This is a genomic window from Pseudomonas sp. GW823-FHT02E01 (assembly GCF_058797535.1).
The window spans coordinates 500,229-522,646 of record NZ_JBXAJS010000005.1 but is presented as its reverse complement, the minus strand read 5'-3'; the positions used below and the strand labels follow the sequence as shown (position 1 = coordinate 522,646).

Here is a 22,418-nt window from a genome sequence, read left to right as displayed (position 1 = left end):
GCGCTAAAGGCGATATGGGCAAAAAAGCCCCGCCCCGACAGGAATGCCGGGGCGGGGCGCTTTTCGTCAACGAGACATTTCGAGAAGGGCAGGGCCCTTAGCGGAACATCGCGCTGATCGATTCTTCATTGCTGATGCGGCGGACCGCCTCGGCAACTACCGGTGCGATATCCAGTTGGCGGATACGCGCACAGGCTTGTGCTGCAGCGGACAGAGGAATGGTGTTAGTCACCACCAACTCGTCCAGCACGGAATTTTCGATGTTTTCGATCGCCCGACCCGACAGCACAGGGTGCGTGCAGTAGGCGAAAACCTTGGCAGCGCCATGCTCTTTCAAGGCCTTGGCCGCGTGGCACAGGGTGCCGGCGGTATCGACCATGTCATCGACCAGAATACAGGTACGCCCTTCGACATCACCGATGATATGCATCACTTCAGAGTGATTGGCTTTCTCACGGCGTTTGTCGATGATCCCGAGATCCACGCCCAGGGATTTGGCAACGGCACGTGCACGCACGACGCCGCCAATGTCCGGGGACACGATCATCAGGTTTTCGAAGCGCTGATCTTCGATGTCATCCACCAGAACCGGGGAGCCGTAGATGTTATCTACCGGAATATCGAAGAAACCCTGGATTTGGTCAGCATGCAGATCAACCGTGAGAACACGGTCGATGCCGACTACGGTAAGCATGTCAGCCACGACTTTCGCGCTGATAGCCACACGTGCGGAACGCGGACGGCGATCCTGACGGGCATAACCAAAGTAAGGAATAACAGCAGTGATACGAGTAGCCGAGGAGCGGCGGAAGGCATCAGCCATCACTACCAGTTCCATCAGGTTATCGTTGGTCGGAGCGCAAGTCGGCTGAATAATGAAGACGTCTTTACCGCGAACGTTTTCATTGATCTCGGCTGTAATTTCGCCGTCGGAGAATTTACCGACAGAGATGTCACCGAGAGGGATATGCAGCTGACGTACGACACGCCGAGCCAGATCGGGGTTAGCGTTCCCCGTAAAGACCATCATCTTGGACACGCGCAGTACCTGAAGGCTGAGGGTAACCTGGATGAGTATAGGAAAATGGCAGGGGCGGCTGGATTCGAACCAACGCATGGCAGGATCAAAACCTGCTGCCTTACCGCTTGGCGACGCCCCTGTATCTGTTGCAACGATTACCCAGTAATCGGTTCCTTTAGAGCAGACTTTGCAGCTTGCGATGCAACATCGAAACGTTGCTTCCTTTTGCTACAAATCCTGTAAGGGTCTCTGTCAGAAGGGCCGAGACTTTATCAGCTTCAGCTTTGCTTGGGAAGCCCCCAAACACACAACTTCCAGTTCCGGTGAGTTTTGCTTCGGTAAATTTACCTAACAAATTCAAAGCGTTACGTACCTCTGGATAACGCCTTGTTACCACCGGCAAGCAGTCATTTCGACTGTTTCCCTTGGGAACGGGGCGCACTTTAATGGGAGGAGTGTTACGTGTCAACAACGGATCTGAAAAAATTTCTGCCGTACTAACAGAGACTTGCGGCACCAGCACCAGATACCACGGTTCTTCCGGGTCCACAGGGGTCAGTTTCTCCCCCACGCCCTCGGCGAAAGCCGCGTGGCCACGTACGAAAACCGGGACGTCGGCGCCCAGCGTCAACCCCAGCCCGGCCAGGCGATCTTCATCCCAGCCCAATTGCCACAGATGATTCAAGCCCAGCAATGTTGTTGCGGCATTCGAGCTGCCGCCACCGATGCCGCCACCCATGGGCAGGATCTTGTCGATCCAGATATCGACGCCCAGCGAGCAAGCGGATTGTTCCTGCAGTTTTCTGGCGGCCTTGACGATCAGATTGCTGTCGTGGGGAACGCCTTCGAACTCAGTGTGCAGATGAATGACACCGTCATCGCGCAGGGCGTAGGTGATTTCGTCGCCGTAATCAAGAAACTGAAACATCGTCTGCAGTTCGTGGTAGCCGTCTTCGCGGCGACCCAGAATGTGCAGCATCAAATTGAGTTTGGCTGGCGAGGGCAGCGTCAGGCGATTGGCTGGCATGTCATGACCCCAGTTTGCGCGGTTGCCAGATCTTGATCACCAGCGTGACATCAAGGTCGGTGCCGCTGAGCTTGATGCGCTCGGGTAGCCAGAAACCGTTTTGCTGGGTGTAGGCGGTGTAGTCGACCTTCCAGCCATCCTGTTCAAGGCTCGCCAGGCGGCTGTCGCCGTCCAGGGTCAGGCGACTTTTGCTGTCGGGAGCCGGAAGCCCGCGCACCCACCAGGCCAGGTTGGACACCGGCAGCTTCCAGCCAAGCTGTTCTTCGAGCAGCACTTCCGGATTCGGCGCGTCGTAACGTCCCTGGTTGGCGACTTCCAGCGACACCTTGCCCGGGCGTCCGGTCAGGCGAGCCGCGCCGCGGCCCAGTGGTCCCGACAGGCGAATGTCGTAGTAATCCTGGCGCTGCAACCAGAACAGCGTGCCGCTGCCCGAGTCTTTCGGGGCACGGATGCCGATCTTGCCGTCGATCTGCCAGCCATCGAGGCCGGTCAGTTGCTGTTTGTGCTCACGCCATTGGGCGGCGTTGCCATGGCCCTCGACCGACTCACGGGGACCCAGGCCGGCACAACCGGCGAGCAGGGCGATAAAGCTGAAAACGATGAAATGGCGCAAAAACATAATTTTAAAGAGTCTCTGATCCGGTCAGGCGTTTGATGGTGCCGCGCAGGGTCGGGCTGTCAGGCTGTTCCTTGAGGAACTTGCCCCAGACTTGTTTCGCTTCACGCTGTTTGCCGTTGGCCCACAGGACTTCACCCAGGTGAGCGGCGACTTCCTGATCGGGGAAGCGATCCAGGGCCTGGCGCAGCAGGCGCTCGGCTTCGTCAAGATTGCCCAGGCGGTAATTCACCCAGCCAAGGCTGTCGAGTACCGCCGGGTCTTCCGGACTGATCTGGTGCGCCTGTTCGATCAGGGCCTTGGCTTCGGCGTAGCGCGTGGTGCGGTCGGACAGGGTGTAGCCCAGGGCATTCAACGCCATGGCATTGTCCGGGTCGCGCTTGATGATCGTACGCAGGTCTTTTTCCATCTGCGCCAGGTCATTGCGTTTTTCCGCCTGCATGGCGCGGGTGTAGAGCAGGTTCAGGTCGTCCGGGTATTTCTGCAAGGCCTGTTGCAGAGCATTCCAGGCCTTGTCGCCCTGATTGTTGGCGGACAGGGTTTCGACTTCGATCAGGTACAACTGGATGGCGTAATCCGGCTGCTCATCGCGTTCTGCCGCCAGCTTGCGTTGCGCTTCGGCGGTCTTGCCGTTGTTGATCAGGATGTCGGCCTGACGCAATTGCGCCGGCAGGAAGTCGTTGCCCGGGCCAACCTTTGCGTATTCGATCAGCGCGCCTTGCGGGTCGTTTTGTTCTTCGGCGATGCGGCCGAGGTTCAGGTGCGCCGAGTCAACATGGCTTTCCCGGGCGATCAGGTCTTCAAGATGACCCTTGGCCTCATTCCAGTCCTTGGCTTCCAGGCACACCAGCGCCAGGGAGTAACGCAGTTCGTCGTCTTCCGGGTATTGCTGGACCAGGCTCGAGAACTCGGCCTTGGCGTCGTCCATGCGGTCCTGTTCAACCAGCATCCTCGCGTAAGTCAGGCGCAGGCGCTTGTCGTCCGGGTATTTCTTGATGCTTTTCTGCAGCAGCGGCAGGGCTTCGTCACCGCGATTCAAGGTTTGCAGCAGGCGTGCGCGCAGCAGGATCGGCGCAATTTCGCCGTCCTCCGGCGTATTGTCTTCCAGCAGCTTCAGCGCGCCCTTGGCGTCGCCATCCTGTTGCATCAGCAAGGCCTTGCCGAAAATCAGCTGGCCGTTGTCCGGATGACGCTGCAACAAACGATCGAAGCTTTTCATCAAGCCGTTGCGGGTGTCCTGGTCGGTGTCGGCCGCGGACAGCGCAAGGAAGTCGAAATGGGTGTCGCCTTTGCCTTGCAGGACTTTCTCCATATAGACCATGGAGTCGTCATAACGCCCGGCGCGTGCCAGTTGCACGGCGGCGGCGCGTTGCGCTTCGAGGTCGTCGGGGGCGTTCCTGGCCCAGATCAGCGCAGTATCCAGGGCTGCCTGGTCGGCGCCCAGATATTCGGCGATACGAAATGCCCGCTCGGAGATGCCCGGATCCTGGGTGTTGATGGCCTGGGTTACATAGTTGTCCAAGGCAATGTCAAAACGATTGCGCTGGCCGGCCAGTTCAGCGCTCAACAGGCTGAAGATGGTTTCCTCGCTGAATGGGCTGTAGACCTTGGGCTTTTCAGGGGCCGGGGTGCTGTCTTCAACCGGCGGCGCACCGTCCGACGAAACGGGTGCCAAGGCCTGGCAGCCGCTGAGGAAGACAAGAGCGAGGAGCAACGCGGAGGATCTATTCATATAGGAAGAGGACGACTAACCTGCGGTCGGATCATCATGACACAAGCTTTCGAGCAAACATAACCGGCCCGGCAATTTACCTGCCAGCCCGATCCGCGTCGCCCTGATGCTTGTGTAAACGAGAACTGCTCGCAACCCGCGGCGGCGCCTGATGGGGCGATAGATATCGAGTAGTTGTTCTGATTCCGTCGAAGTAGGACAATTGCCGGCTTCACGTCACCATCAGCGACTTTGAATGGCCTTCCTTGCACTCGGTATTAACCACAAGACTGCTTCAGTAGACGTCCGCGAGCGCGTGGCTTTTACCCCTGAGCAGCTGGTTGAGGCCTTGCAGCAGCTCTGCCGACTCACCGACAGCCGCGAAGCTGCGATCCTCTCCACCTGCAATCGCAGTGAACTCTATATAGAACAGGATCACCTGTCGGCGGACGTCGTGCTGCGCTGGCTGGCCGAATATCATCATTTGAGCTACGACGAGCTGCGCGAAAGCGCCTATGTGCATGAAGATGATGCGGCAGTTCGTCACATGATGCGGGTGGCTTCCGGGCTCGACTCGCTGGTGTTGGGCGAACCGCAGATTCTTGGCCAGATGAAATCGGCCTATGCCGTGGCCCGGGAGGCCGGCACCATCGGGCCGTTGCTCGGTAGGCTGTTCCAGGCCACGTTCAATGCGGCCAAGCAGGTGCGCACCGACACGGCCATCGGCGAGAACCCGGTGTCGGTAGCGTTTGCCGCGGTGAGCCTGGCCAAGCAGATTTTCAGCGACCTGCAACGCAGCCAGGCCTTGTTGATCGGCGCCGGCGAGACCATCACCCTGGTCGCCCGCCATCTGCATGACCTGGGTGTAAAGCGCATAGTGGTCGCCAACCGCACCCTGGAGCGCGCGAGCATCCTGGCCGAACAGTTCGGTGCCCATGCGGTGCTGCTGTCGGATATTCCGGCAGAGCTGGTGCGCAGCGATATCGTCATCAGTTCCACCGCCAGCCAGTTGCCGATTCTGGGCAAGGGTGCGGTGGAAAGCGCCTTGAAACTGCGCAAGCACAAACCGATCTTCATGGTGGATATCGCTGTTCCCCGCGACATCGAGCCAGAAGTCGGCGAACTGGACGACGTTTACCTCTATAGCGTCGACGACCTCCACGAAGTGGTTGCCGAGAACCTCAAGAGCCGCCAGGGCGCAGCCCAGGCCGCCGAAGAGATGGTCTCGATCGGTGCCGAAGATTTCATGATCCGCCTGCGCGAATTGGCGGCGGTGGACGTGCTCAAGGCCTATCGTCAACAGAGCGAACGCCTGCGCGATGAAGAATTGCAAAAGGCCCAGCGCATGCTGGCCAACGGCACCAGTGCCGAAGAGGTGCTGGTGCAACTGGCCCGCGGGCTGACCAACAAACTGTTGCACGCACCGAGCGTGCAGTTGAAAAAGCTCTCTGCCGAAGGTCGCCTGGATGCGCTGGCGATGGCCCAGGAACTCTTTGCCCTCGGTGAGGGCTCATCGGATAGCTTTTCGGATAAAAAACCGCAATGAAAGCGTCACTGCTCAATAAGCTGGATATCCTCCAGGACCGTTTCGAGGAATTGACCGCCCTGTTGGGCGATGGCGAGGTCATTTCCGATCAGAACAAGTTCCGCACCTATTCCAAGGAGTACGCGGAAGTTGAACCGATCGTGGGCGCCTATAAAGAACTGCTGAAAGTGCAGGACGACCTCGAAGGCGCCCAGGCACTGCTCAAGGACAGCGACCCGGACATGCGGGAAATGGCCGTGGAAGAAGTCCGCGAGGCCAAGGAACGCCTGGTCACGCTCGAAGCCGACCTGCAGCGCATGCTGCTGCCCAAGGACCCGAACGACGGCCGCAACGTGTTCCTCGAGATCCGTGCCGGTACCGGTGGTGACGAAGCGGCGATTTTCTCCGGCGACCTGTTCCGCATGTATTCGCGTTACGCCGAGCGTCGTGGCTGGCGGGTGGAGATCCTTTCGGAGAACGAGGGTGAACACGGCGGCTATAAAGAGGTGATTGCCCGGGTCGAGGGCGACAACGTCTACGGCAAACTGAAGTTCGAGTCCGGCGCGCACCGCGTGCAGCGGGTTCCGGCGACCGAATCCCAAGGCCGCATTCACACGTCGGCCTGCACCGTGGCGGTATTGCCCGAGCCGGACGAACAGGAAGCCATCGAGATCAACCCGGCCGATCTGCGCATCGATACCTATCGTTCCTCCGGCGCCGGTGGCCAGCACGTCAACAAGACCGACTCGGCGATCCGTATCACGCACTTGCCATCCGGCATCGTGGTCGAGTGCCAGGAAGAACGTTCACAGCACAAGAACCGCGCCCGGGCGATGTCCTGGTTGTCGGCCAAGCTGAACGATCAGCAGACCTCCGCCGCGGCCAACGCCATCGCCAGCGAGCGCAAGTTGCTGGTCGGTTCCGGCGACCGCTCAGAACGTATCCGCACCTATAATTTTGCCCAGGGCCGGGTCACCGATCATCGAGTCAACCTGACCTTGTATTCCCTCGACGAGATCCTCGCCGGCGGCGTCGAGGCGGTGATCGAGCCGTTGCTGGCCGAGTACCAGGCCGATCAACTGGCAGCGATAGGTGAGTAAATGACGATCATTGCCAGTTTGTTGCGCGCCGCCGATTTACCCGACTCGCCGACGGCGCGTCTGGATGCCGAACTGCTGCTGGCGGCGGCCTTGGGCAAGTCCCGCAGTTTCCTGCATACCTGGCCGGAGCGCATCGTGCCGAGCGAAGCGGCGCTGACGTTCGCCGAGTATTTGCAGCGCCGCCGCAGCGGTGAGCCGGTGGCCTATATCCTCGGCCAGCAGGGTTTCTGGAAGCTGGACCTGGAAGTGGCACCGCACACGCTGATCCCGCGCCCCGACACCGAACTGCTGGTGGAAGCCGCGCTGGAACTGTTGCCGGCCACACCGGCCAAGGTACTCGACCTTGGCACGGGCAGCGGCGCGATTGCCCTGGCCCTGGCCAGCGAGCGTCCGGCCTGGAGCGTCACTGCCGTGGATCGTGTCCTGGAAGCCGTGGCCCTGGCCGAACGCAATCGCCAGCGCCTGCACCTGGACAACGCCACCGTGCTGAGCAGCCATTGGTTCAGCGCCCTGGAAGGTCAGCGTTTTCAACTGATCATCAGCAATCCGCCCTACATCGCAGCGGCCGATCCGCATCTGGTCGAGGGCGACGTGCGCTTTGAACCGGCCAGCGCCTTGGTGGCGGGTGTCGACGGGCTCGACGATCTGCGCTTGATCGTTGCCCAGGCACCGGACCATCTGGACGCCGGCGGTTGGCTGATGCTCGAACACGGCTATGATCAGGCCGAGGCGGTTCGCGATTTGCTGCTGACCCGGGGTTTTGAAGAAGTCCACAGCCGCACCGATCTGGGCGGTCATCAACGCATCAGTCTGGGGCGCCTGCCGTGCTGAATGATCAGGAATTGCTGCGCTACAGCCGGCAGATTCTGCTGCAACACATCGATATCGACGGCCAGTTGCGGCTCAAGGAAAGCCGCGTATTGATCGTCGGTCTTGGCGGCCTTGGCGCGCCAGTGGCGCTGTATCTGGCGGCCGCCGGCGTTGGTGAGTTGCACCTGGCGGACTTCGATACGGTCGACCTGACCAACCTGCAACGCCAGATCATTCACGACACCGACAGCGTCGGCATGACCAAGGTCGATTCGGCAATCAAGCGCCTGACGGCGATCAACCCCGAGATTCGACTGATCGCCCATCGTGCGGCGCTGGACGAAGACTCCCTGGCCGCCGTAGTGGCCAGAGTGGATCTGGTCCTCGATTGTTCTGACAATTTTTCCACCCGTGAAGCGGTCAACGCCGCTTGCGTGGCGGCCGGCAAACCGCTGGTCAGCGGCGCGGCGATTCGCCTCGAAGGGCAGCTGTCGGTGTTCGACCCGCGTCGACCGGAGAGTCCGTGTTACCACTGTTTATACGGGCACGGCAGCGAAGCCGAATTGACCTGTAGCGAGGCCGGCGTGGTCGGTCCGCTGGTGGGGCTGGTCGGCAGTCTGCAAGCGCTTGAAGCGTTGAAGTTGCTGGCCGGATTCGGCGAGCCGCTGGTGGGGCGCCTGTTGTTGATCGATGCCTTGGGCACGCGCTTCCGTGAACTGCGGGTCAAGCGCGATCCGGGCTGCAGCATCTGTGGGCCGAAACATGCGTGAAGCGCCGATTGGCGTGTTCGACTCCGGTGTCGGTGGGCTCTCGGTACTGGCCGAGATCCAGCGTTTGCTGCCCAATGAGTCTCTGTTGTACGTCGCCGACTGCGGGAATGTTCCCTACGGCGAAAAATCCCCGGCATTTATCCAGCAACGTTGCAGCGTGATGGCCGACTTCTTTCGGCAACAGGGCGCCAAGGCTTTGGTGCTGGCGTGCAACACGGCGACGGTTGCCGGGGTCGCCGACCTGCGTCGCGACTATCCGGAATGGCCCATCGTTGGCATGGAGCCGGCAGTCAAGCCGGCCGCCGCCGCAACCCGTTCCGGCGTAGTGGGGGTGCTGGCCACCACCGGCACTTTGCAGAGCGCCAAGTTCGCCGCGTTGCTCGACCGCTTCGCCACGGACGTGAAGGTGATCACCCAGCCCTGTCCAGGGCTTGTGGAGCTGATTGAAAACGGCGACCTGCGCAGCCCCGAGTTGCGCCAGCTGTTGGCCGGGTATGTCGAGCCACTGCTGGCTGCTGGCGCGGACACTCTGATTCTCGGCTGCACCCATTACCCCTTTCTCAAGCCGATGCTGCGGCAGATGATCCCCGAGGACATCAGCCTGATCGACACCGGCGCCGCCGTCGCGCGACAACTTCAGCGTCTGCTGGCCGAAGGCGAGCTGCTCGCCCAGGGACCTTCCCGTGAGGCACAGTTCTGGACCAGCGCCGATCCGCTTCATTTCAGAAATATCTTGCCGATACTGTGGAATACCTCTGGTGTTGTGCGAAGCTTCAACAGGTAGATGACTGTCCGGGGGAATACGAAGAGTCGGGGTAAACTTCTGATCAATCGCTGACTTCTATAGTTTTGCAGGGCTTGGTAACAAAAAAAACCATACGAAATCGTTCGGAAAAGGAAGTTTCAAGTGAAGCGACTATTCTGCTTGGCCGCGATTGCGACCGCACTTTTGGGGCACACTTTTACCGCGCAGGCGGCAGGTGTGGAATTTGCCGTGGGGCAAACCGGCGAGTCGACCATGACCTATCGATTGGGGATGCAATTCGATTGGGACCAGAGCTGGTGGCAGAGCGACGTTGGTCGTCTGACCGGTTACTGGGACGGCGCCTATACCTATTGGGAAGGTGACGAGAAATCCAGTAACCACAGCCTGTCGTTCTCACCCGTGCTTGTTTATGAATTTGCCGGCCAGAACGTCAAACCCTACATCGAGTTTGGGATTGGCGTGGCGGCGTTTGCCAGCACCGAAGTCGAAAGCAACGATCTGGGCAGCGCCTTCCAGTTCGAAGACCGCTTTGGTTTCGGTTTGCGCTTTACCGGCGGACATGAAGTCGGGGTTCGTGCGACGCACTATTCCAACGCCGGGATCACCACTCCGAACGATGGTGTAGAAAGTTACGCATTGCATTACACGATGCCGTTGTAAGCACCACGGTTTCAGCGGGTTGTAAATCCCTCTGTGGGAGCGAGCTTGCTCGCGATGACGATGTTTCATTCAACATCAATGTTGAGTCTGAAATCGCTATCGCGAGCAAGCTCGCTCCCACAGGGGGACACGTGGTTTTCCAGTTCAGCGATACGCCGTTGAAATCCCCTGGCGTTCGTCGATGCACTCCGGAGCGCCCATCTCGAACTCCCGGCAGATCAGCGGGCGTTTTTCGTAGATCGTGCACATCATCGTGTTGCGATCCAGTGCGGCACACCAACCGTCATCCAGGCGCAACATCACTTCCCCGCCCCAGTCATCGGTATCGATGAACCGTTCAGGCACGCCCGTATCTGTGATCAGCATGACTTCGAGCTGGCAGCAGCAGGCTGCGCAGGTCGAGCAGGTGACCGCGGGCTCCGCGATTTGCGTATGGGGGATGGTTTTCATGGCGCGCAGTGTAAGGCAGTCGCCGGGTACTGTGTGAAAGGTCTGACGGACGCTCAAATATCTGAGCGTCCGAGACACCGCCGCCATTGATGACGACTTTCAGGGTTGATCCTTGATCGGCGGCTGGCTGCGCACCATGCGTTTGCCGATCTCCAGTTTTACTTGGTCCGGCCGTTTGGAGAGTGGCCAGAGGGCGGTCATGAACGCTGCGGGGAAAGCGATTTCCAACGGGCGGTCCTTGAGTTTTTCGAAGATGTGCCGCGCGGCTTTCTCCACCGGCCAGCTCAAGGCCATGGGCGAGTCGTTTTTTGCCGTCAGCGGCGTCTCGACAAACCCGGGGCTGATTACCGTGAGTTCTATGCCTTCCGGGGCCAGGTCGATGCGCAGGGATTCGAACAGATAACGTAGCCCGGCCTTCGAAGTGCCGTAGGCTTCTGCCTTGGGCAGCGGCAGGTAGGTCACCGTACTGGCCATGGCCACCATATGCGGTGCGGTGCCGGCACGCAGCAATGGCAGGGCGGCGTCGATGCAATAGCTGCTGGCCAACAGGTTAGTGCGCACCACATGCTCGACAATCGACGCATCGAACTGCTTGGCATCCACGTACTCGCAGGTGCCGGCGTTCAGTATCACGGTGTCCAGCGAGCCCCAGTCCTCGGCAATCTGCTCGCCGATCTCGCGTACGGTCTGGCTGTTGGTCAGGTCTCCGGGAACTACCAGCACTTGCCCCGGATAACGTAGCGACAAGTCTTTCAGGGGGGCCACGGTGCGCGAACTGACGGCCAGGTGCGCACCGGCTTTCAGGATTTCTTCGGCCAGGGCGGCACCGATGCCGCTGCTTGCACCGGTCAGCCAGTATCGTCGTGCGAGTGTCCGACTCATCCCAATCTCCTTTTCAGCCAGGCAATTGCCCGGCCCAATACGGGTAAATGTTCATAAAGCAAAGCCCCCGGCATCGAAGTAATCCCGGTGGCGGTAATTCATGACCCAGCGGCGGCGTATTGCCGTGAGGGCAGGTTTTTGAATGCCGTCAACGCACGTGTACGGGAAGTACCCAGGTCGACGATCGGTGAGGGGTAATCCACAACACCGAAAAGGCCGCCGAGATTGGCGGGGTTGTGCACGTCTTTTTTATTCAACCCGGCCAGTTCTGGCAACCACTGCTTGATGAATACGCCTTCGGGGTCGAATTTTTCCGACTGGCTCAGCGGGTTGAAAATCCGGAAGTAAGGCGCCGAGTCGGTGCCGGTGGAAGAACTCCACTGCCAGCCACCATTGTTCGCCGCCAGGTCGCCATCGATCAGGTGACGCATGAAAAAGCGTTCGCCTTCGCGCCAGTCGATCAGCAGGTTTTTGGTCAGGAACATCGCCACCACCATGCGCAGGCGGTTGTGCATCCAGCCGGTTGCCAGCAGTTGGCGCATGGCGGCGTCGATGATCGGCAAGCCGGTGCGTGCCTGTTGCCAGGCGGCCAGTTCTTCGGGGGCGTTGCGCCAGGCCAGGGCTTCGGTTTCCGGACGGAACGCGCGGTGCCGGGAAACCCGTGGGTAGCCTACCAGGATGTGTTTGTAGAACTCGCGCCACAGCAGTTCGTTGATCCAGGTGACAGCGCCGGTCTTGCCGCTTTCGAATTCACCTTGATTGCTGTTCAAGGCCGCGTGCAGGCATTGGCGCGTAGAAATCACCCCGGCGGCGAGATAGGCCGAGAGCTGACTGGTGCCGGGCTTCGCCGGGAAATCCCGTTCGCTTTGATAGTGCTCGATCTGCACATCGCTAAAGCTGTCGAGGCGACGCCGGGCTTCGGCTTCGCCCGCCGGCCACAGGTTGCGCAGGTTATCAGCGGGTGTTGCGAAACCGTCGACACTCAAGGGGATCGCATCGCTGGCAATGTTCAGCGGCGCTTGTTTGTGCGGCGCGCGTACCAGGCTGGGCAGCGAGTGGTGCAGTCGTTCGTAGCAGACTTTGCGGAACTGGCTGAAGACCTGAAAGTAAGTGCCGGTGCGGGTCAGCACGCTCCCGGGCTTGAACAGCAATTGATCGAGGTAGCGGCGAACTTCGATCCCTTCAGCCTGTAGCGTCCGGGCGACCGCTGCATCGCGACGGGACTCGTGGATGCCGTATTCCTCGTTGAGGTGCAACGCATCGACCTGCCACTGTCGGCACAGGTTCAGCAATACGCTGGGTGCGTCATCCCAGCGAGGGGCCTGGCGGATCAGCAGGGGAATGTTCAGTTGACCCAGTTCGCGGCTCAACTCGCGCAGGTTACGCAGCCAGAAGTCCACTTTGCAGGGCGCATCGTCGTGTTCCAGCCATTGTTCCGGACTCAGCAGATACACCGCCACGCACGGGCCGCGAGCCGCGGCGGCCGAGAGGGCGGTGTTGTCATGTAGGCGCAAGTCGCTGCGCAGCCAGATCAATTGCATTTTGGTATCCACGCGATCCATTTAAATCAACCCGCGCTGAACGAGTGCCTGATGTGCCGACAACGGATCTTCGGCCAGGTACAGATCAGCGATCACGGCAGTACTTGCGGACAACTCGGTGTGGTGGATGCATACCGTTGGTCCGGCAATCATTTTTGGGCAACTGACACCTTTGAAAAGTTTCGGCAGCTGCGCCGGATTCAGGGCTTTGCTTGAGTACAGCAGAACTCCTCGGGGTTGCAGAAGTTCGACCGCCAATGCCAATTCTCCGACAGGCAGCGGCCAGTCGAAGACCTCCACCGGGCAATCCGCGCTGCTGATCAGCCAGGCCGTGAGCCACAGGTGCGGTTCCACAGGCAGGTCCGAGTGGTTGACCAGCAGCAGCGGCGCGGTGCGCAACTGACGATTGTTATGGTAGATGCGCGCTCCGAACTTGCTGCGCAACCAGGCACAAAAAAAGCCCCGCTCCATCTGCGCCCCGAACTGGCCTTGCCAGCGTTGCTCCAGAGCGGCCAGCAAGGGCATTAGCAATTGCTCGCACAGGGTTCGCGGCGGATACAGCGCCATCGCCTGATTGACGCTGTCATCCAGGGCGCGCTCCTGCAATCGGCTGACTGCCTGCAGCAACGTTTGCAGCAAGGCGTGCCAATCGTTGTCGACGGACTCGCTGAAGGCTTGCGGCGTGTCGAGCAATGGTTTGACCTGGCTGACGGCAACGCCACGGTTGAGCCAGGTGAGGATGGTCTGGATGCGTTGTACGTGGTCGGCCGAGAACAACCGATGGCCCTTGGGCGTGCGTAGCGGCACGATCAGACCGTAGCGCCGCTCCCAGGCACGCAAGGTCACGGCATTGACCCCGGTTTGCCGCGCCACTTCACGGATCGGCAGCCAGCCTTCGTCCAGCGCCTTTTTAAAATCATCGCCGAGGTCTTCGCGGGCGCTGGTGTCGAGTGCTTTTTTCATCAAATGGCGTTTCGCAGGCTGAGGTTTTCCGGGTGCGGTTGCAGGTAAACCTGCTGTGCGATGTACGGATCGGGGTGTTGGCGAAAGTGATGTTTGAGCAGTGTCAGCGGCACCACCAGCGGCACGATGCCCAGACGGTACTGGCTGATCACGTGCTGCACTTCCCGCTTGTCTTCGCCGCTGATGGCCTGTTTCAGGTAGCCACTGAGGTGTTGCAGGACGTTGGTGTGAGTGCGACGTGTGGCGCATTTTTTCAGCGCAGCCATCAGTTCGCTGAAATATCGGGGGCCCAGTTCCTGTGGATCGGTTTTGCCCATGTTGCCCAGCAGGTTGCCCAGGGTTTTGTATTGCACCGGGTTGTGGGCCATCAGCAGGTATTTGTAGCGCGAATGAAAGTCCGTGAGACCGCGCCGGCTCATGCCCTCTTGGCGTAGCTGCTGCCAGGCGCTGTAGGCGAACACTCGGGTGAGGAAGTTTTCCCGCAGCACCGGATCGTTGAGCCGGCCGTCTTCCTCCACCGGCAAGTCCGGGTGCCGCAGGCAGAAGGCCCGGGCGTAGATCCCGCGCCCGCCATTGTCCGCCCGTGCGCCGTTGGCGTGGTAGACCTTGACCCGCTCCAGGCCGCAGGACGGGGAATTTTGCATGAAGATGTAGCCGCAAATATCCCCCAGCTGCGCTGCCATTTCCTGGCCGTAGGTGGCCAGCGGTTGTGTCACGTTAAGGTTGTGATCGAGGGTGCCCACGGCTTCGGGTTGATCTGCACTGCCCACCAGCCGAATCGGTTGGCGGGGTACGCCCAGGCCGATGGCCACTTCCGGGCATACCGGGATGAAATCGAAGTAGTCAGTGAGGGTGCGGCTGCACAACCGCGATTCCTTGTGTCCGCCGTTGTAGCGTACGTCGAGCCCCATCAGGCAGGCGCTGATGGCGATTTTCGGTTTGGCGGGGGAGTGGAACATCGGAGCACCTCGAATCTAAACCTGTACAAACATTCGGGTCTGTACAAGATAACTTCATCATAGATTCGAAGTTGTACAAGTCAAATTTTTTGTATAGGTTTTTGACGGGCTGCTGTCAGGGCGACAGCAGCGGTTTGCTCGGATTGATGCTCTTTACTGCAGGTGCTCATGCAAGCGGCGGGCGGCCTCCTGACCGCTGAGCCAGGCCCCTTCGACTCGTCCGGACAGGCACCAGTCGCCACAGGCGTACAGCCCCAGGTCGGCATCGGCCAGGGTGCCCCATTCGTGACTGCTGGCGGGGCGGGCGTAGAGCCAGCGGTGGGCGAGGCTGAAGCTCGGCGCGGGCATTGAGTCGTGCAGCAGTTCGGCAAATGCGCCGTGCAACTGTTCGATCACCGCTTCCTTGGACAGGTCGATGTGCTGGCGACTCCAGGCGCTGGTGGCATGCAAGACCCAGGTGTCGAGGGTGTTGTCGCGTCCGGGTTTGCTGCGGTTTCTGGCCAGCCAGTCGAGGGGGCTGTCCTGTACGAAGCAGCCTTCCATGGGCGTTTCCAGCGGCGTTTCGAAGGCCAGGGCGATGGCCCAGGTCGGGTCCATTTTCACCCCGGCGGCGGCCCCGGCGAGTTTCGGCGCCGATGCCAGCAGAGCCGTGGCCTGTGGGGCCGGCGTAGCGATAACCACGTGGCTGAACGGTCCGTGGGTGAAGCCTTCGGCGTCCTGCAGGTGCCAGTGTTCTTCACCGCGATAGACCTCGGTGATCCGGCAAGCGAAATGCACTTCGAGGTCACCGAGCAGGGCGCGGGTGATGGCGCTCATGCGAGGCGTGCCGACCCAGCGGGTCTGCTCGTCCGGCGACAGGTTGAGTTGGCCGCCATGGTAGGTGTACAGCTGCGGCGTCCATTCGGCGACCCAGCCCTTGGCTTGCCAGCGCTGGACTTCGTTGACAAAACGCCGGTCGCGGGCAGTGAAATACTGCGCGCCCATGTCCAGAGCACCCGCATCGCTGCGCTTGCTCGACATGCGCCCGCCGCTGCCGCGACTTTTATCGAACAGTTGGACCACGTGCCCGAGGTCCGTCAGGGCCTGGGCGGCGGAGAGTCCGGCAATGCCGGTGCCGATGATTGCGATAGGTACAGTCATAGGGGCCTCGTTTACCTTTCTGTACAGACTACGCCGGGGTTCAAACCTGTACAATATTGTTTTTTGGTATAACTTTTAGCGTTCTCGATCTGACAGCTTGGCCTATTGTTAAACATAGAGCCTGCTCGATACCAAAGATCCCTGCTTATAAAAATAGACTAATGGACAAGGTAAAACGCCACGCGAGGAAGAAGTCATGCACATATTGCTGACCGGCGGTACTGGTTTGATAGGACGTCAGCTTTGCCGGCACTGGTCGGGTCAGGGATATCGCCTGACGGTCTGGAGTCGCCAACCTGAAAATGTCGCGAAAATATGTGGTGCCCAAGTGCGTGGAGTTGCACGGCTGGAGGATCTGGGGCAAGAACCTGTCGATGCGATTATCAATCTTGCCGGGGCACCGATCGCCGACCGACTCTGGACGCACAAACGCAAAGCCCTGCTGTGGAGTAGCCGAATCACGCTCACCGAAACCCTTCTGGCCTGGCTTGAAAGCCGCGCACAGAAACCGCAGGTGCTGATCTCCGGTTCTGCAATCGGTTGGTATGGCGATGGTGGCGAACGTGAGTTGACCGAAGAGTCGCCACCGGTCATCGATGATTTTGCCAGTCAGTTATGCATCGCCTGGGAAGAGACCGCACAGCGAGCTGAGGTGCTGGGTATTCGCGTCATCCTTATTCGAACCGGGTTGGTGCTGTCGGCAGAGGGCGGCTTTTTGTCGCGGCTGTTACTGCCGTTCAAACTGGGCCTGGGAGGGCCGATCGGCAACGGCCGGCAGTGGATGCCGTGGATTCATATCGACGATCAAATCGCCCTGATTGATTTTCTGCTGCATCGCAACGAGGCCAGCGGTCCCTATAATGCGTGCGCGCCCGAACCCGTGCGTAATCGCGAGTTCGCCAAAACACTGGGTAGCGTGCTGCATCGCCCGGCGTTCATGCCGATGCCGACCCTTGCCTTGAAAGTAGGCCTGGGCGAATTGTCTTCGTTGTTGCTGGGCGGCCAGCGCGCGACTCCAGTGCGTTTGTTACAGGCTGGTTTCACTTTTAAGTTCACGGATTTGCGCGCGGCTTTGGACGATCTGTCCAGTCGCCTTTGAAATAGGACGTTGCATGACCGATCACGCGTTGCTTCTGGTCAACCTGGGTTCGCCTGCCTCCACCTCGGTGGCGGATGTGCGCAGTTACCTCAATCAATTTCTGATGGACCCGTACGTGATCGACCTGCCATGGCCGGTTCGACGGCTGCTGGTGTCGCTGATCCTGATCAAGCGTCCCGAGCAGTCGGCCCATGCTTATGCCTCGATCTGGTGGGACGAGGGCTCGCCGCTGGTGGTGCTCAGCCGTCGGCTGCAACAAGCGATGACCAGTCAGTGGCAACACGGCCCGGTCGAACTGGCGATGCGTTACGGCGAGCCGTCGATCGAATCGACGCTGGTGCGCCTGGTCGCGGCGGGGCACAAGCGAATCACCCTGGCGCCGCTTTATCCACAGTTCGCCGACAGCACCACGACTACGGTCATAGAAGAGGCCCGGCGCGTGGTACGCGAGAAAAACCTCGACGTGCAGTTGTCGGTGCTCCAGCCGTTCTACGACCAACCGGAATACCTCGATGCGCTGGTGGCCACGACCCGGCCGCATTTGCAGCAGGATTTCGATCACTTGCTGATGAGCTTTCATGGCTTGCCGGAACGGCATCTGAAGAAGCTCAACCCCGGTCACAGCTTCGAGGGTGGCGGTGATTGCTGCGCCGGTGCGCCGCCGGAGGTGGTCGCCACCTGTTATCGAGGCCAATGCCTGCGTACGGCGGCAGAGTTTGCCAAGCGCATGGGATTGCCGGAGGGCAAGTGGTCGGTGTCGTTTCAGTCGCGGCTGGGGCGCGCCAAATGGATCGAACCCTACACCGAAGCGCGCCTCGATGAGTTGGCCAAAAGCGGCGTGAAAAAGATTCTGGTGATGTGCCCGGCATTCGTAGCCGATTGCATCGAGACCCTGGAAGAGATCGGTGATCGCGGCAAGGAGCAATTCCGCGCAGCAGGGGGAGAGGACCTGGTGCTGGTGCCGTGCCTCAACGATGACCCGCATTGGGCGAAGGCGTTGGCGGCCTTGTGTGAAAGGGCACCGATTGCATTGTAGGCATACAAACTGTGGGTTGACGGGCTGTTGTGGCGAGGGGGCTTGCCCCCGTTGGGTCGCGGAGCGGCCCTGAATCCTTCAACCGCGAGTCAACTGACAGACCGCGCTCGCTGGATTTACGACTGCTTCGCAGCCGAACGGGGGCAAGCCCCCTCGCCACAAGGTATTGCCTGAGGCTTTAGATCAGCGGCTCATTCGCCTTCTTGTGCTTCCAGCTGTCATTGCCCGGCAGGATCAGGTTCAAACCGATCGCCACCACCGCGCACAGCGCGATACCCTTGAGGCCGAAATCGTCCGGCCCGGTGCCGGTGCCGATCAGCACGCCGCCGATCCCGAATACCAGGGTCACCGAAACAATCACCAGATTGCGCGCCTCGCCCAGATCGATCTTGTGGCGGATCAGCGTATTCATCCCCACCGCCGCAATCGAACCGAACAACAGGCACAGAATCCCGCCCATCACCGGCACCGGAATGCTTTGCAGCAGTGCGCCGAATTTACCGATGAACGCCAGGCTGATGGCGAAGATCGCCGCCCAGGTCATGATTTTCGGGTTGTAGTTCTTGGTCAGCATGACTGCGCCGGTCACTTCGGCGTAGGTGGTGTTGGGCGGGCCGCCGAACAGGCCGGCCGCCGTGGTGGCGATGCCGTCGCCGAGCAGGGTGCGGTGCAGGCCGGGCTTCTTCAGGTAATCGCGACCGGTCACGCTACCCACGGCAATCACGCCGCCGATGTGTTCGATGGCCGGGGCCAGGGCCACCGGAACGATGAACAGAATCGCCTGCCAATTGAATTCCGGTGCGGTGAAGTGCGGGATGGCGAACCACGGTGCCGCCGCAATCTTCGCGGTGTCGACCACACCGAAGTAGAACGCCATGCCAAAACCCACCAGCACGCCGGAGATGATCGGCACCAGGCGAAAGATGCCCTTGCCGAAAACCGCGACGATCAGTGTGGTCAGCAGTGCGGGCATCGAAATCATCATTGCCGTCTGGTAATGAATCAACTCACTGCCGTCACCGGCCTTGCCCATGGCCATGTTGGCGGCAATCGGCGCCATGGCCAGGCCGATCGAAATGATCACCGGCCCGATCACCACTGGCGGCAGCAGGCGGTCAATGAAACCGGTGCCTTTGATCTTTACCGCGAGGCCGAGGAAGGTGTAGACGAAACCTGCCGCCATCACGCCGCCCATGGTCGCGGCCAGGCCGAACTGGCCCTTGGCGAGAATGATCGGGGTGATGAAGGCAAAGCTCGATGCCAGGAACACCGGCACCTGACGCCCGGTGACGATCTGGAACAGGATCGTTCCCAGGCCGGCCGTGAACAGCGCCACGTTCGGGTCGAGACCGGTAATCAGCGGCATCAACACCAGGGCGCCGAAGGCCACGAACAGCATCTGTGCACCCGACAGTACCGTGCGCCAGAGCGGATCGTTGAACTCTTGCTGCATGGTCACGCGTCCTTCTGCTTGGTGCCGAAGATCTTGTCACCGGCATCGCCCAACCCTGGGATGATGTAGCCGTGTTCGTTCAGTTTTTGATCAATGGAAGCGGTGTAGATGATCACGTCCGGGTGAGCTTTCTCTACGGCGGCGATGCCTTCCGGGGCGGCAACCAGCACCATGGCGCGGATGTCGCGGCAGCCGGCCTTTTTCAGCAGGTCGATGGTGGCAACCATGGAGCTGCCGGTGGCGAGCATCGGGTCGATGATCATCGCCAGGCGTTCGTCGATTTCCGGAACCAGTTTTTCCAGATAGGTGTGGGCCTGCAGGGTTTCTTCGTTGCGGGCAACGCCCACGGCGCTGACCTTGGCGCCCGGGATCAGGCTGAGCACGCCCTCAAGCATGCCGATGCCGGCGCGCAGGATCGGTACGACGGTAATCTTCTTGCCGGCGATTTTCTCGACCGACACTGTGCCGCACCAGCCTTCGATATCGTAGGATTCCAGCGGCAGGTCTTTGGTGGCTTCATAGGTCAGCAGCGCGCCGACTTCCTGAGCGAGCTCACGGAAATTCTTGGTGCTGATGTCTGCGCGGCGCATAAGGCCAAGTTTATGACGGATCAGCGGGTGGCGGATCTCATGGATGGGCATGGGGAAAGGCTCCGGCGGCGGGCAAAAAAACCGGCCTAGATTAATCTATCCGAGGGTGTTGTCCTATAGACATACAGTACGTTAGTCCACAAACGCTTGATCTGGCCTCGCTTGATGCGTACCTTTGCCCGCTTTTCCTGATTCCGCCACCCCTTTGGAGAGCACCATGTCTGCTGATCTCGAGCATATCCGTCAAATCATGCGAGAGGCTGACTGCCTGTACACCGAAGCTGAAGTCGAGGCGGCCATCGCCCGCGTCGGTGCACAAATCAACGATCAACTGGCGGATTCCAACCCAGTGGTGTTCTGCGTGATGAACGGCGGGCTGATTTTCTCCGGCAAGCTGCTGACCTATCTGCACTTCCCGCTGGAAGCGTCCTACCTGCACGCCACCCGTTATCGCAACGAAACCAGCGGCGGCGATCTGTTCTGGAAAGCCAAGCCGGAAGTTTCTTTCATCGACCGTGACGTACTGATCATCGACGACATCCTCGACGAAGGTCACACCCTGGGCGCGATCATCGACTTCTGCAAGCACGCCGGTGCCCGCAAAGTGCACACCGCCGTGCTGATCGACAAAGACCACGACCGCAAGGCCCGCCCGGACCTCAAGGCCGACTTCGTCGGTTTGCCGTGCATTGACCGCTACATCTTCGGTTATGGCATGGACTACAAGGGTTACTGGCGTAACGCCAACGGGATTTTCGCCGTTAAAGGAATGTAAGACATGGATACGCCTCGCTTTCTGGATCAGACCTTGTTCGCCGAACTGGCCGGGAAAGCCGCGGCCAATCCTCGTGGGCGCCAGCACCACAATTTCCATCAGATGGAAGACGCCTGTCATCGCATGGCGGTGGGGCTGCAGCCGTTCACGTATATCCCGCCTCATCGGCATTTGGGCGACAACAAGGCCGAAACCCTGTTGGTCCTCAAGGGGCGGCTGGGTGTGTTGATCTTTGACGAGGCCGGTGCGGTGTTGAGCAAGACCGTGCTGCAGGCCGGTGGGGACTGTGTTGGCGTGGACCTGCCAACCGGTGTGTTCCACGGTTTGGTGGTGCTGGAGGCCGACAGCCTGATGTTCGAATGCAAGGCCGGTCCTTACCGCCCGGTCGGTGAGGGTGAACTGGCGCATTGGGCGCCACGCGAAGGCGAGCCGGGTGTTGCCGAGTATCAGGCCTGGATGCGCGCGCAGTTCGACTGATCGGTACCCTGTGGGAGCGAGCTTGCTCGCGATGGCGATGTCACTGACACATTGATGCTGGATGTGCCGACGTCATCGCGAGCAAGCTCGCTCCCACAGTGGCTTCTGTGCATTTGAACCACGTCCGTTTGCTCATGCTAGAGTGTTCGGCCCCGATTCCGGAACCTGTCATGAGCCCTTTGATCCGCAGTTGCGCCGCCCTGTTGCTGACCCTCAGCCTGCCACTGGTCGCCGCGCCGGCGCTCATGCACAGCCAATTCCTGCCGCCGGACGATCTCACGCTGCGCGATGCCGATCCCGAGCAGCAGCAACTGATGCAGGTCACCGATTATTCGGTGGTGGTCGGCGCTCAGCGTCAATCCAATCAACAGCCGATTCCGGTCACTTCGCCGCTGATGATTCGGCTCAAGGGCAAATCCCTGAGCAAGGGCGCCACCATCAGTCAGGTGCTGGTCAACTTCGATGGTGAAAGCAAAAGCCTGAAGAAGCCGGTCTACGACGATAAGAGCAAAACCCTGACCCTCTATTACCCGCTCGCTCAATACCGGGTGGTGATCGACTTGTTGCGCAACGACACGGTGTATTGCCAGTTTCTCAGCTACGCCAATGGCCATGTCTGGGCCGATCTGCACACCGGCAGCACTCGTGCGCGTTGAGCCTTGAGCTCGCGCAGGGGTAAACTGCCCGCCCCGTGAAATGTCTGCGAGCTGGAGTCGGCAATGCGTAAAGATAAAAAACAAGTGATTGGTGACGAGATCGGCGATGAGCAGATCAAGTTGTTCCTCGATTTCGAACCGGTCGACGCGACTTCTCCGTCCCTGCACAAACTGGTCAAGGCCTACCGTGGCCTGCGCATCGACGATTTCGAGCGTTTTCTGACGTTCTTCGTCGAAGCGGGTTACGACGTGAATGGCAAGGATGAGCACGGCAATGACTTCGTCGCCCTGATCAAGGATCAGCGCAACGCGCCGGACTACATTGAACTGATCGAAAAAGCTCGCGGCTGAGTAAATTTCAGCCATAAAAAAACGCCCCGCTCTCAGTGAG

The 22,418-nt window shown here is 60.1% G+C and carries 24 protein-coding genes, 1 tRNA gene and 1 pseudogene; 12 read left to right on the top strand and 14 right to left on the bottom strand.

Translation table 11 applies throughout. The annotated features are described in order from the left end of the window. Window positions 1–97: 97 nt before the first annotated feature. From AC1RDQ_RS15425 to AC1RDQ_RS15405, 5 genes are all read right to left on the bottom strand, one after another. Window positions 98–1,039, bottom strand: a complete 942-nt coding sequence (locus AC1RDQ_RS15425; RefSeq protein ID WP_003171603.1) for a ribose-phosphate pyrophosphokinase — start codon at window positions 1,037–1,039, stop codon at window positions 98–100. 46 nt (window positions 1,040–1,085) lie between these two features. Then, window positions 1,086–1,160: transfer RNA gene (locus AC1RDQ_RS15420), tRNA-Gln, on the bottom strand. Window positions 1,161–1,196: 36 nt separating this feature from the next. Then, the gene (gene ispE / locus AC1RDQ_RS15415) at window positions 1,197–2,048 is read right to left on the bottom strand and encodes a 4-(cytidine 5'-diphospho)-2-C-methyl-D-erythritol kinase (protein WP_057713314.1); all 852 of its coding nucleotides are present in this window, start codon (window positions 2,046–2,048) and stop codon (window positions 1,197–1,199) included. A 1-nt stretch (window position 2,049) separates the two neighbouring features. Continuing rightward, window positions 2,050–2,667 (bottom strand): lipoprotein insertase outer membrane protein LolB, encoded by a 618-nt coding sequence (lolB, locus tag AC1RDQ_RS15410; RefSeq protein ID WP_057713315.1) that lies wholly within the window; start codon window positions 2,665–2,667, stop codon window positions 2,050–2,052. Window positions 2,668–2,671: 4 nt separating this feature from the next. Further along, complete coding sequence (locus tag AC1RDQ_RS15405) at window positions 2,672–4,396, bottom strand: tetratricopeptide repeat protein (RefSeq protein WP_492587647.1); 1,725 nt, start codon at window positions 4,394–4,396, stop codon at window positions 2,672–2,674. A 235-nt stretch (window positions 4,397–4,631) separates the two neighbouring features. Here AC1RDQ_RS15405 and hemA point away from each other — a divergent pair, with 235 nt between their 5' ends. From hemA to AC1RDQ_RS15375, 6 genes are all read left to right on the top strand, one after another. Then, window positions 4,632–5,921 (top strand): glutamyl-tRNA reductase, encoded by a 1,290-nt coding sequence (gene hemA, locus AC1RDQ_RS15400; protein ID WP_057713317.1) that lies wholly within the window; start codon window positions 4,632–4,634, stop codon window positions 5,919–5,921. Then, on the top strand, window positions 5,918–7,000 hold the full coding sequence (gene prfA / locus AC1RDQ_RS15395; protein WP_007981853.1) for a peptide chain release factor 1: 1,083 nt from the start codon (window positions 5,918–5,920) through the stop codon (window positions 6,998–7,000). The genes hemA and prfA overlap by 4 nt, the downstream gene beginning before the upstream one ends. Then, window positions 7,001–7,831, top strand: a complete 831-nt coding sequence (gene prmC, locus AC1RDQ_RS15390; protein WP_090457656.1) for a peptide chain release factor N(5)-glutamine methyltransferase — start codon at window positions 7,001–7,003, stop codon at window positions 7,829–7,831. After that, complete coding sequence (locus tag AC1RDQ_RS15385) at window positions 7,825–8,580, top strand: molybdopterin-synthase adenylyltransferase MoeB (RefSeq protein WP_492587645.1); 756 nt, start codon at window positions 7,825–7,827, stop codon at window positions 8,578–8,580. The genes prmC and AC1RDQ_RS15385 overlap by 7 nt, the downstream gene beginning before the upstream one ends. After that, entirely contained in the window at window positions 8,573–9,364 is a 792-nt protein-coding gene (murI, locus tag AC1RDQ_RS15380; protein ID WP_150814906.1) for a glutamate racemase, read from the top strand. Before AC1RDQ_RS15385 ends, murI begins: the two co-directional genes overlap by 8 nt. Before the next feature lie 123 nt (window positions 9,365–9,487). After that, on the top strand, window positions 9,488–10,006 hold the full coding sequence (locus AC1RDQ_RS15375; protein ID WP_349736491.1) for an acyloxyacyl hydrolase: 519 nt from the start codon (window positions 9,488–9,490) through the stop codon (window positions 10,004–10,006). 144 nt (window positions 10,007–10,150) lie between these two features. On the opposite strand, the gene AC1RDQ_RS15370 is transcribed toward AC1RDQ_RS15375, so the two are convergent. From AC1RDQ_RS15370 to AC1RDQ_RS15340, 7 genes and pseudogenes are all read right to left on the bottom strand, one after another. Continuing rightward, a complete protein-coding gene (locus tag AC1RDQ_RS15370) occupies window positions 10,151–10,456 on the bottom strand; it encodes a YkgJ family cysteine cluster protein (RefSeq protein WP_007981864.1) in 306 nt (101 codons plus the stop codon). A gap of 99 nt (window positions 10,457–10,555) precedes the next feature. Beyond that, on the bottom strand, window positions 10,556–11,338 hold the full coding sequence (locus AC1RDQ_RS15365; protein WP_492587643.1) for an SDR family NAD(P)-dependent oxidoreductase: 783 nt from the start codon (window positions 11,336–11,338) through the stop codon (window positions 10,556–10,558). Next, window positions 11,335–11,434, bottom strand: a pseudogene (locus AC1RDQ_RS15360) (nuclear transport factor 2 family protein); the annotation flags it as partial. The pseudogene AC1RDQ_RS15360 and the gene AC1RDQ_RS15365, both read right to left, overlap by 4 nt. Window positions 11,435–11,436: 2 nt before the next feature. Beyond that, window positions 11,437–12,879, bottom strand: coding sequence for a deoxyribodipyrimidine photo-lyase (phrB, locus tag AC1RDQ_RS15355; RefSeq protein WP_349736487.1), 1,443 nt, complete (start codon window positions 12,877–12,879; stop codon window positions 11,437–11,439). A gap of 21 nt (window positions 12,880–12,900) precedes the next feature. Further along, the gene (locus AC1RDQ_RS15350) at window positions 12,901–13,842 is read right to left on the bottom strand and encodes a MerR family transcriptional regulator (RefSeq protein ID WP_057713323.1); all 942 of its coding nucleotides are present in this window, start codon (window positions 13,840–13,842) and stop codon (window positions 12,901–12,903) included. Beyond that, a complete protein-coding gene (locus tag AC1RDQ_RS15345; RefSeq protein WP_492587641.1) occupies window positions 13,842–14,801 on the bottom strand; it encodes a YbgA family protein in 960 nt (319 codons plus the stop codon). The genes AC1RDQ_RS15350 and AC1RDQ_RS15345 overlap by 1 nt, the downstream gene beginning before the upstream one ends. 153 nt (window positions 14,802–14,954) lie before the next feature. Then, a complete protein-coding gene (locus AC1RDQ_RS15340; RefSeq protein ID WP_057713325.1) occupies window positions 14,955–15,941 on the bottom strand; it encodes an NAD(P)/FAD-dependent oxidoreductase in 987 nt (328 codons plus the stop codon). A 196-nt stretch (window positions 15,942–16,137) separates the two neighbouring features. Between AC1RDQ_RS15340 and AC1RDQ_RS15335 the strand changes: the two genes are divergently transcribed. After that, window positions 16,138–17,040 (top strand): TIGR01777 family oxidoreductase, encoded by a 903-nt coding sequence (locus AC1RDQ_RS15335; RefSeq protein WP_090457644.1) that lies wholly within the window; start codon window positions 16,138–16,140, stop codon window positions 17,038–17,040. A 13-nt stretch (window positions 17,041–17,053) separates the two neighbouring features. Continuing rightward, the gene (hemH, locus tag AC1RDQ_RS15330) at window positions 17,054–18,076 is read left to right on the top strand and encodes a ferrochelatase (RefSeq protein WP_492587639.1); all 1,023 of its coding nucleotides are present in this window, start codon (window positions 17,054–17,056) and stop codon (window positions 18,074–18,076) included. Between the two features lie 178 nt (window positions 18,077–18,254). Here the strand turns inward: hemH and AC1RDQ_RS15325 are convergent, their stop codons facing one another. Then, the gene (locus AC1RDQ_RS15325; RefSeq protein ID WP_057713328.1) at window positions 18,255–19,529 is read right to left on the bottom strand and encodes a uracil-xanthine permease family protein; all 1,275 of its coding nucleotides are present in this window, start codon (window positions 19,527–19,529) and stop codon (window positions 18,255–18,257) included. A 2-nt stretch (window positions 19,530–19,531) separates the two neighbouring features. Beyond that, window positions 19,532–20,170, bottom strand: coding sequence for a uracil phosphoribosyltransferase (gene upp, locus AC1RDQ_RS15320; RefSeq protein WP_053159679.1), 639 nt, complete (start codon window positions 20,168–20,170; stop codon window positions 19,532–19,534). A gap of 166 nt (window positions 20,171–20,336) precedes the next feature. Between upp and AC1RDQ_RS15315 the strand changes: the two genes are divergently transcribed. From AC1RDQ_RS15315 to AC1RDQ_RS15300, 4 genes are all read left to right on the top strand, one after another. After that, on the top strand, window positions 20,337–20,894 hold the full coding sequence (locus AC1RDQ_RS15315; RefSeq protein WP_008045996.1) for a hypoxanthine-guanine phosphoribosyltransferase: 558 nt from the start codon (window positions 20,337–20,339) through the stop codon (window positions 20,892–20,894). 3 nt (window positions 20,895–20,897) lie between these two features. After that, complete coding sequence (locus tag AC1RDQ_RS15310; RefSeq protein ID WP_492587637.1) at window positions 20,898–21,371, top strand: WbuC family cupin fold metalloprotein; 474 nt, start codon at window positions 20,898–20,900, stop codon at window positions 21,369–21,371. Between the two features lie 170 nt (window positions 21,372–21,541). Beyond that, window positions 21,542–22,027: a hypothetical protein gene (locus AC1RDQ_RS15305; protein WP_492587635.1), complete on the top strand. Its 486-nt coding sequence runs from the start codon at window positions 21,542–21,544 to the stop codon at window positions 22,025–22,027. Window positions 22,028–22,090: 63 nt separating this feature from the next. Then, window positions 22,091–22,378: a PA4642 family protein gene (locus tag AC1RDQ_RS15300; protein WP_015096805.1), complete on the top strand. Its 288-nt coding sequence runs from the start codon at window positions 22,091–22,093 to the stop codon at window positions 22,376–22,378. The last annotated feature ends 40 nt before the right edge of the window (window positions 22,379–22,418 follow it).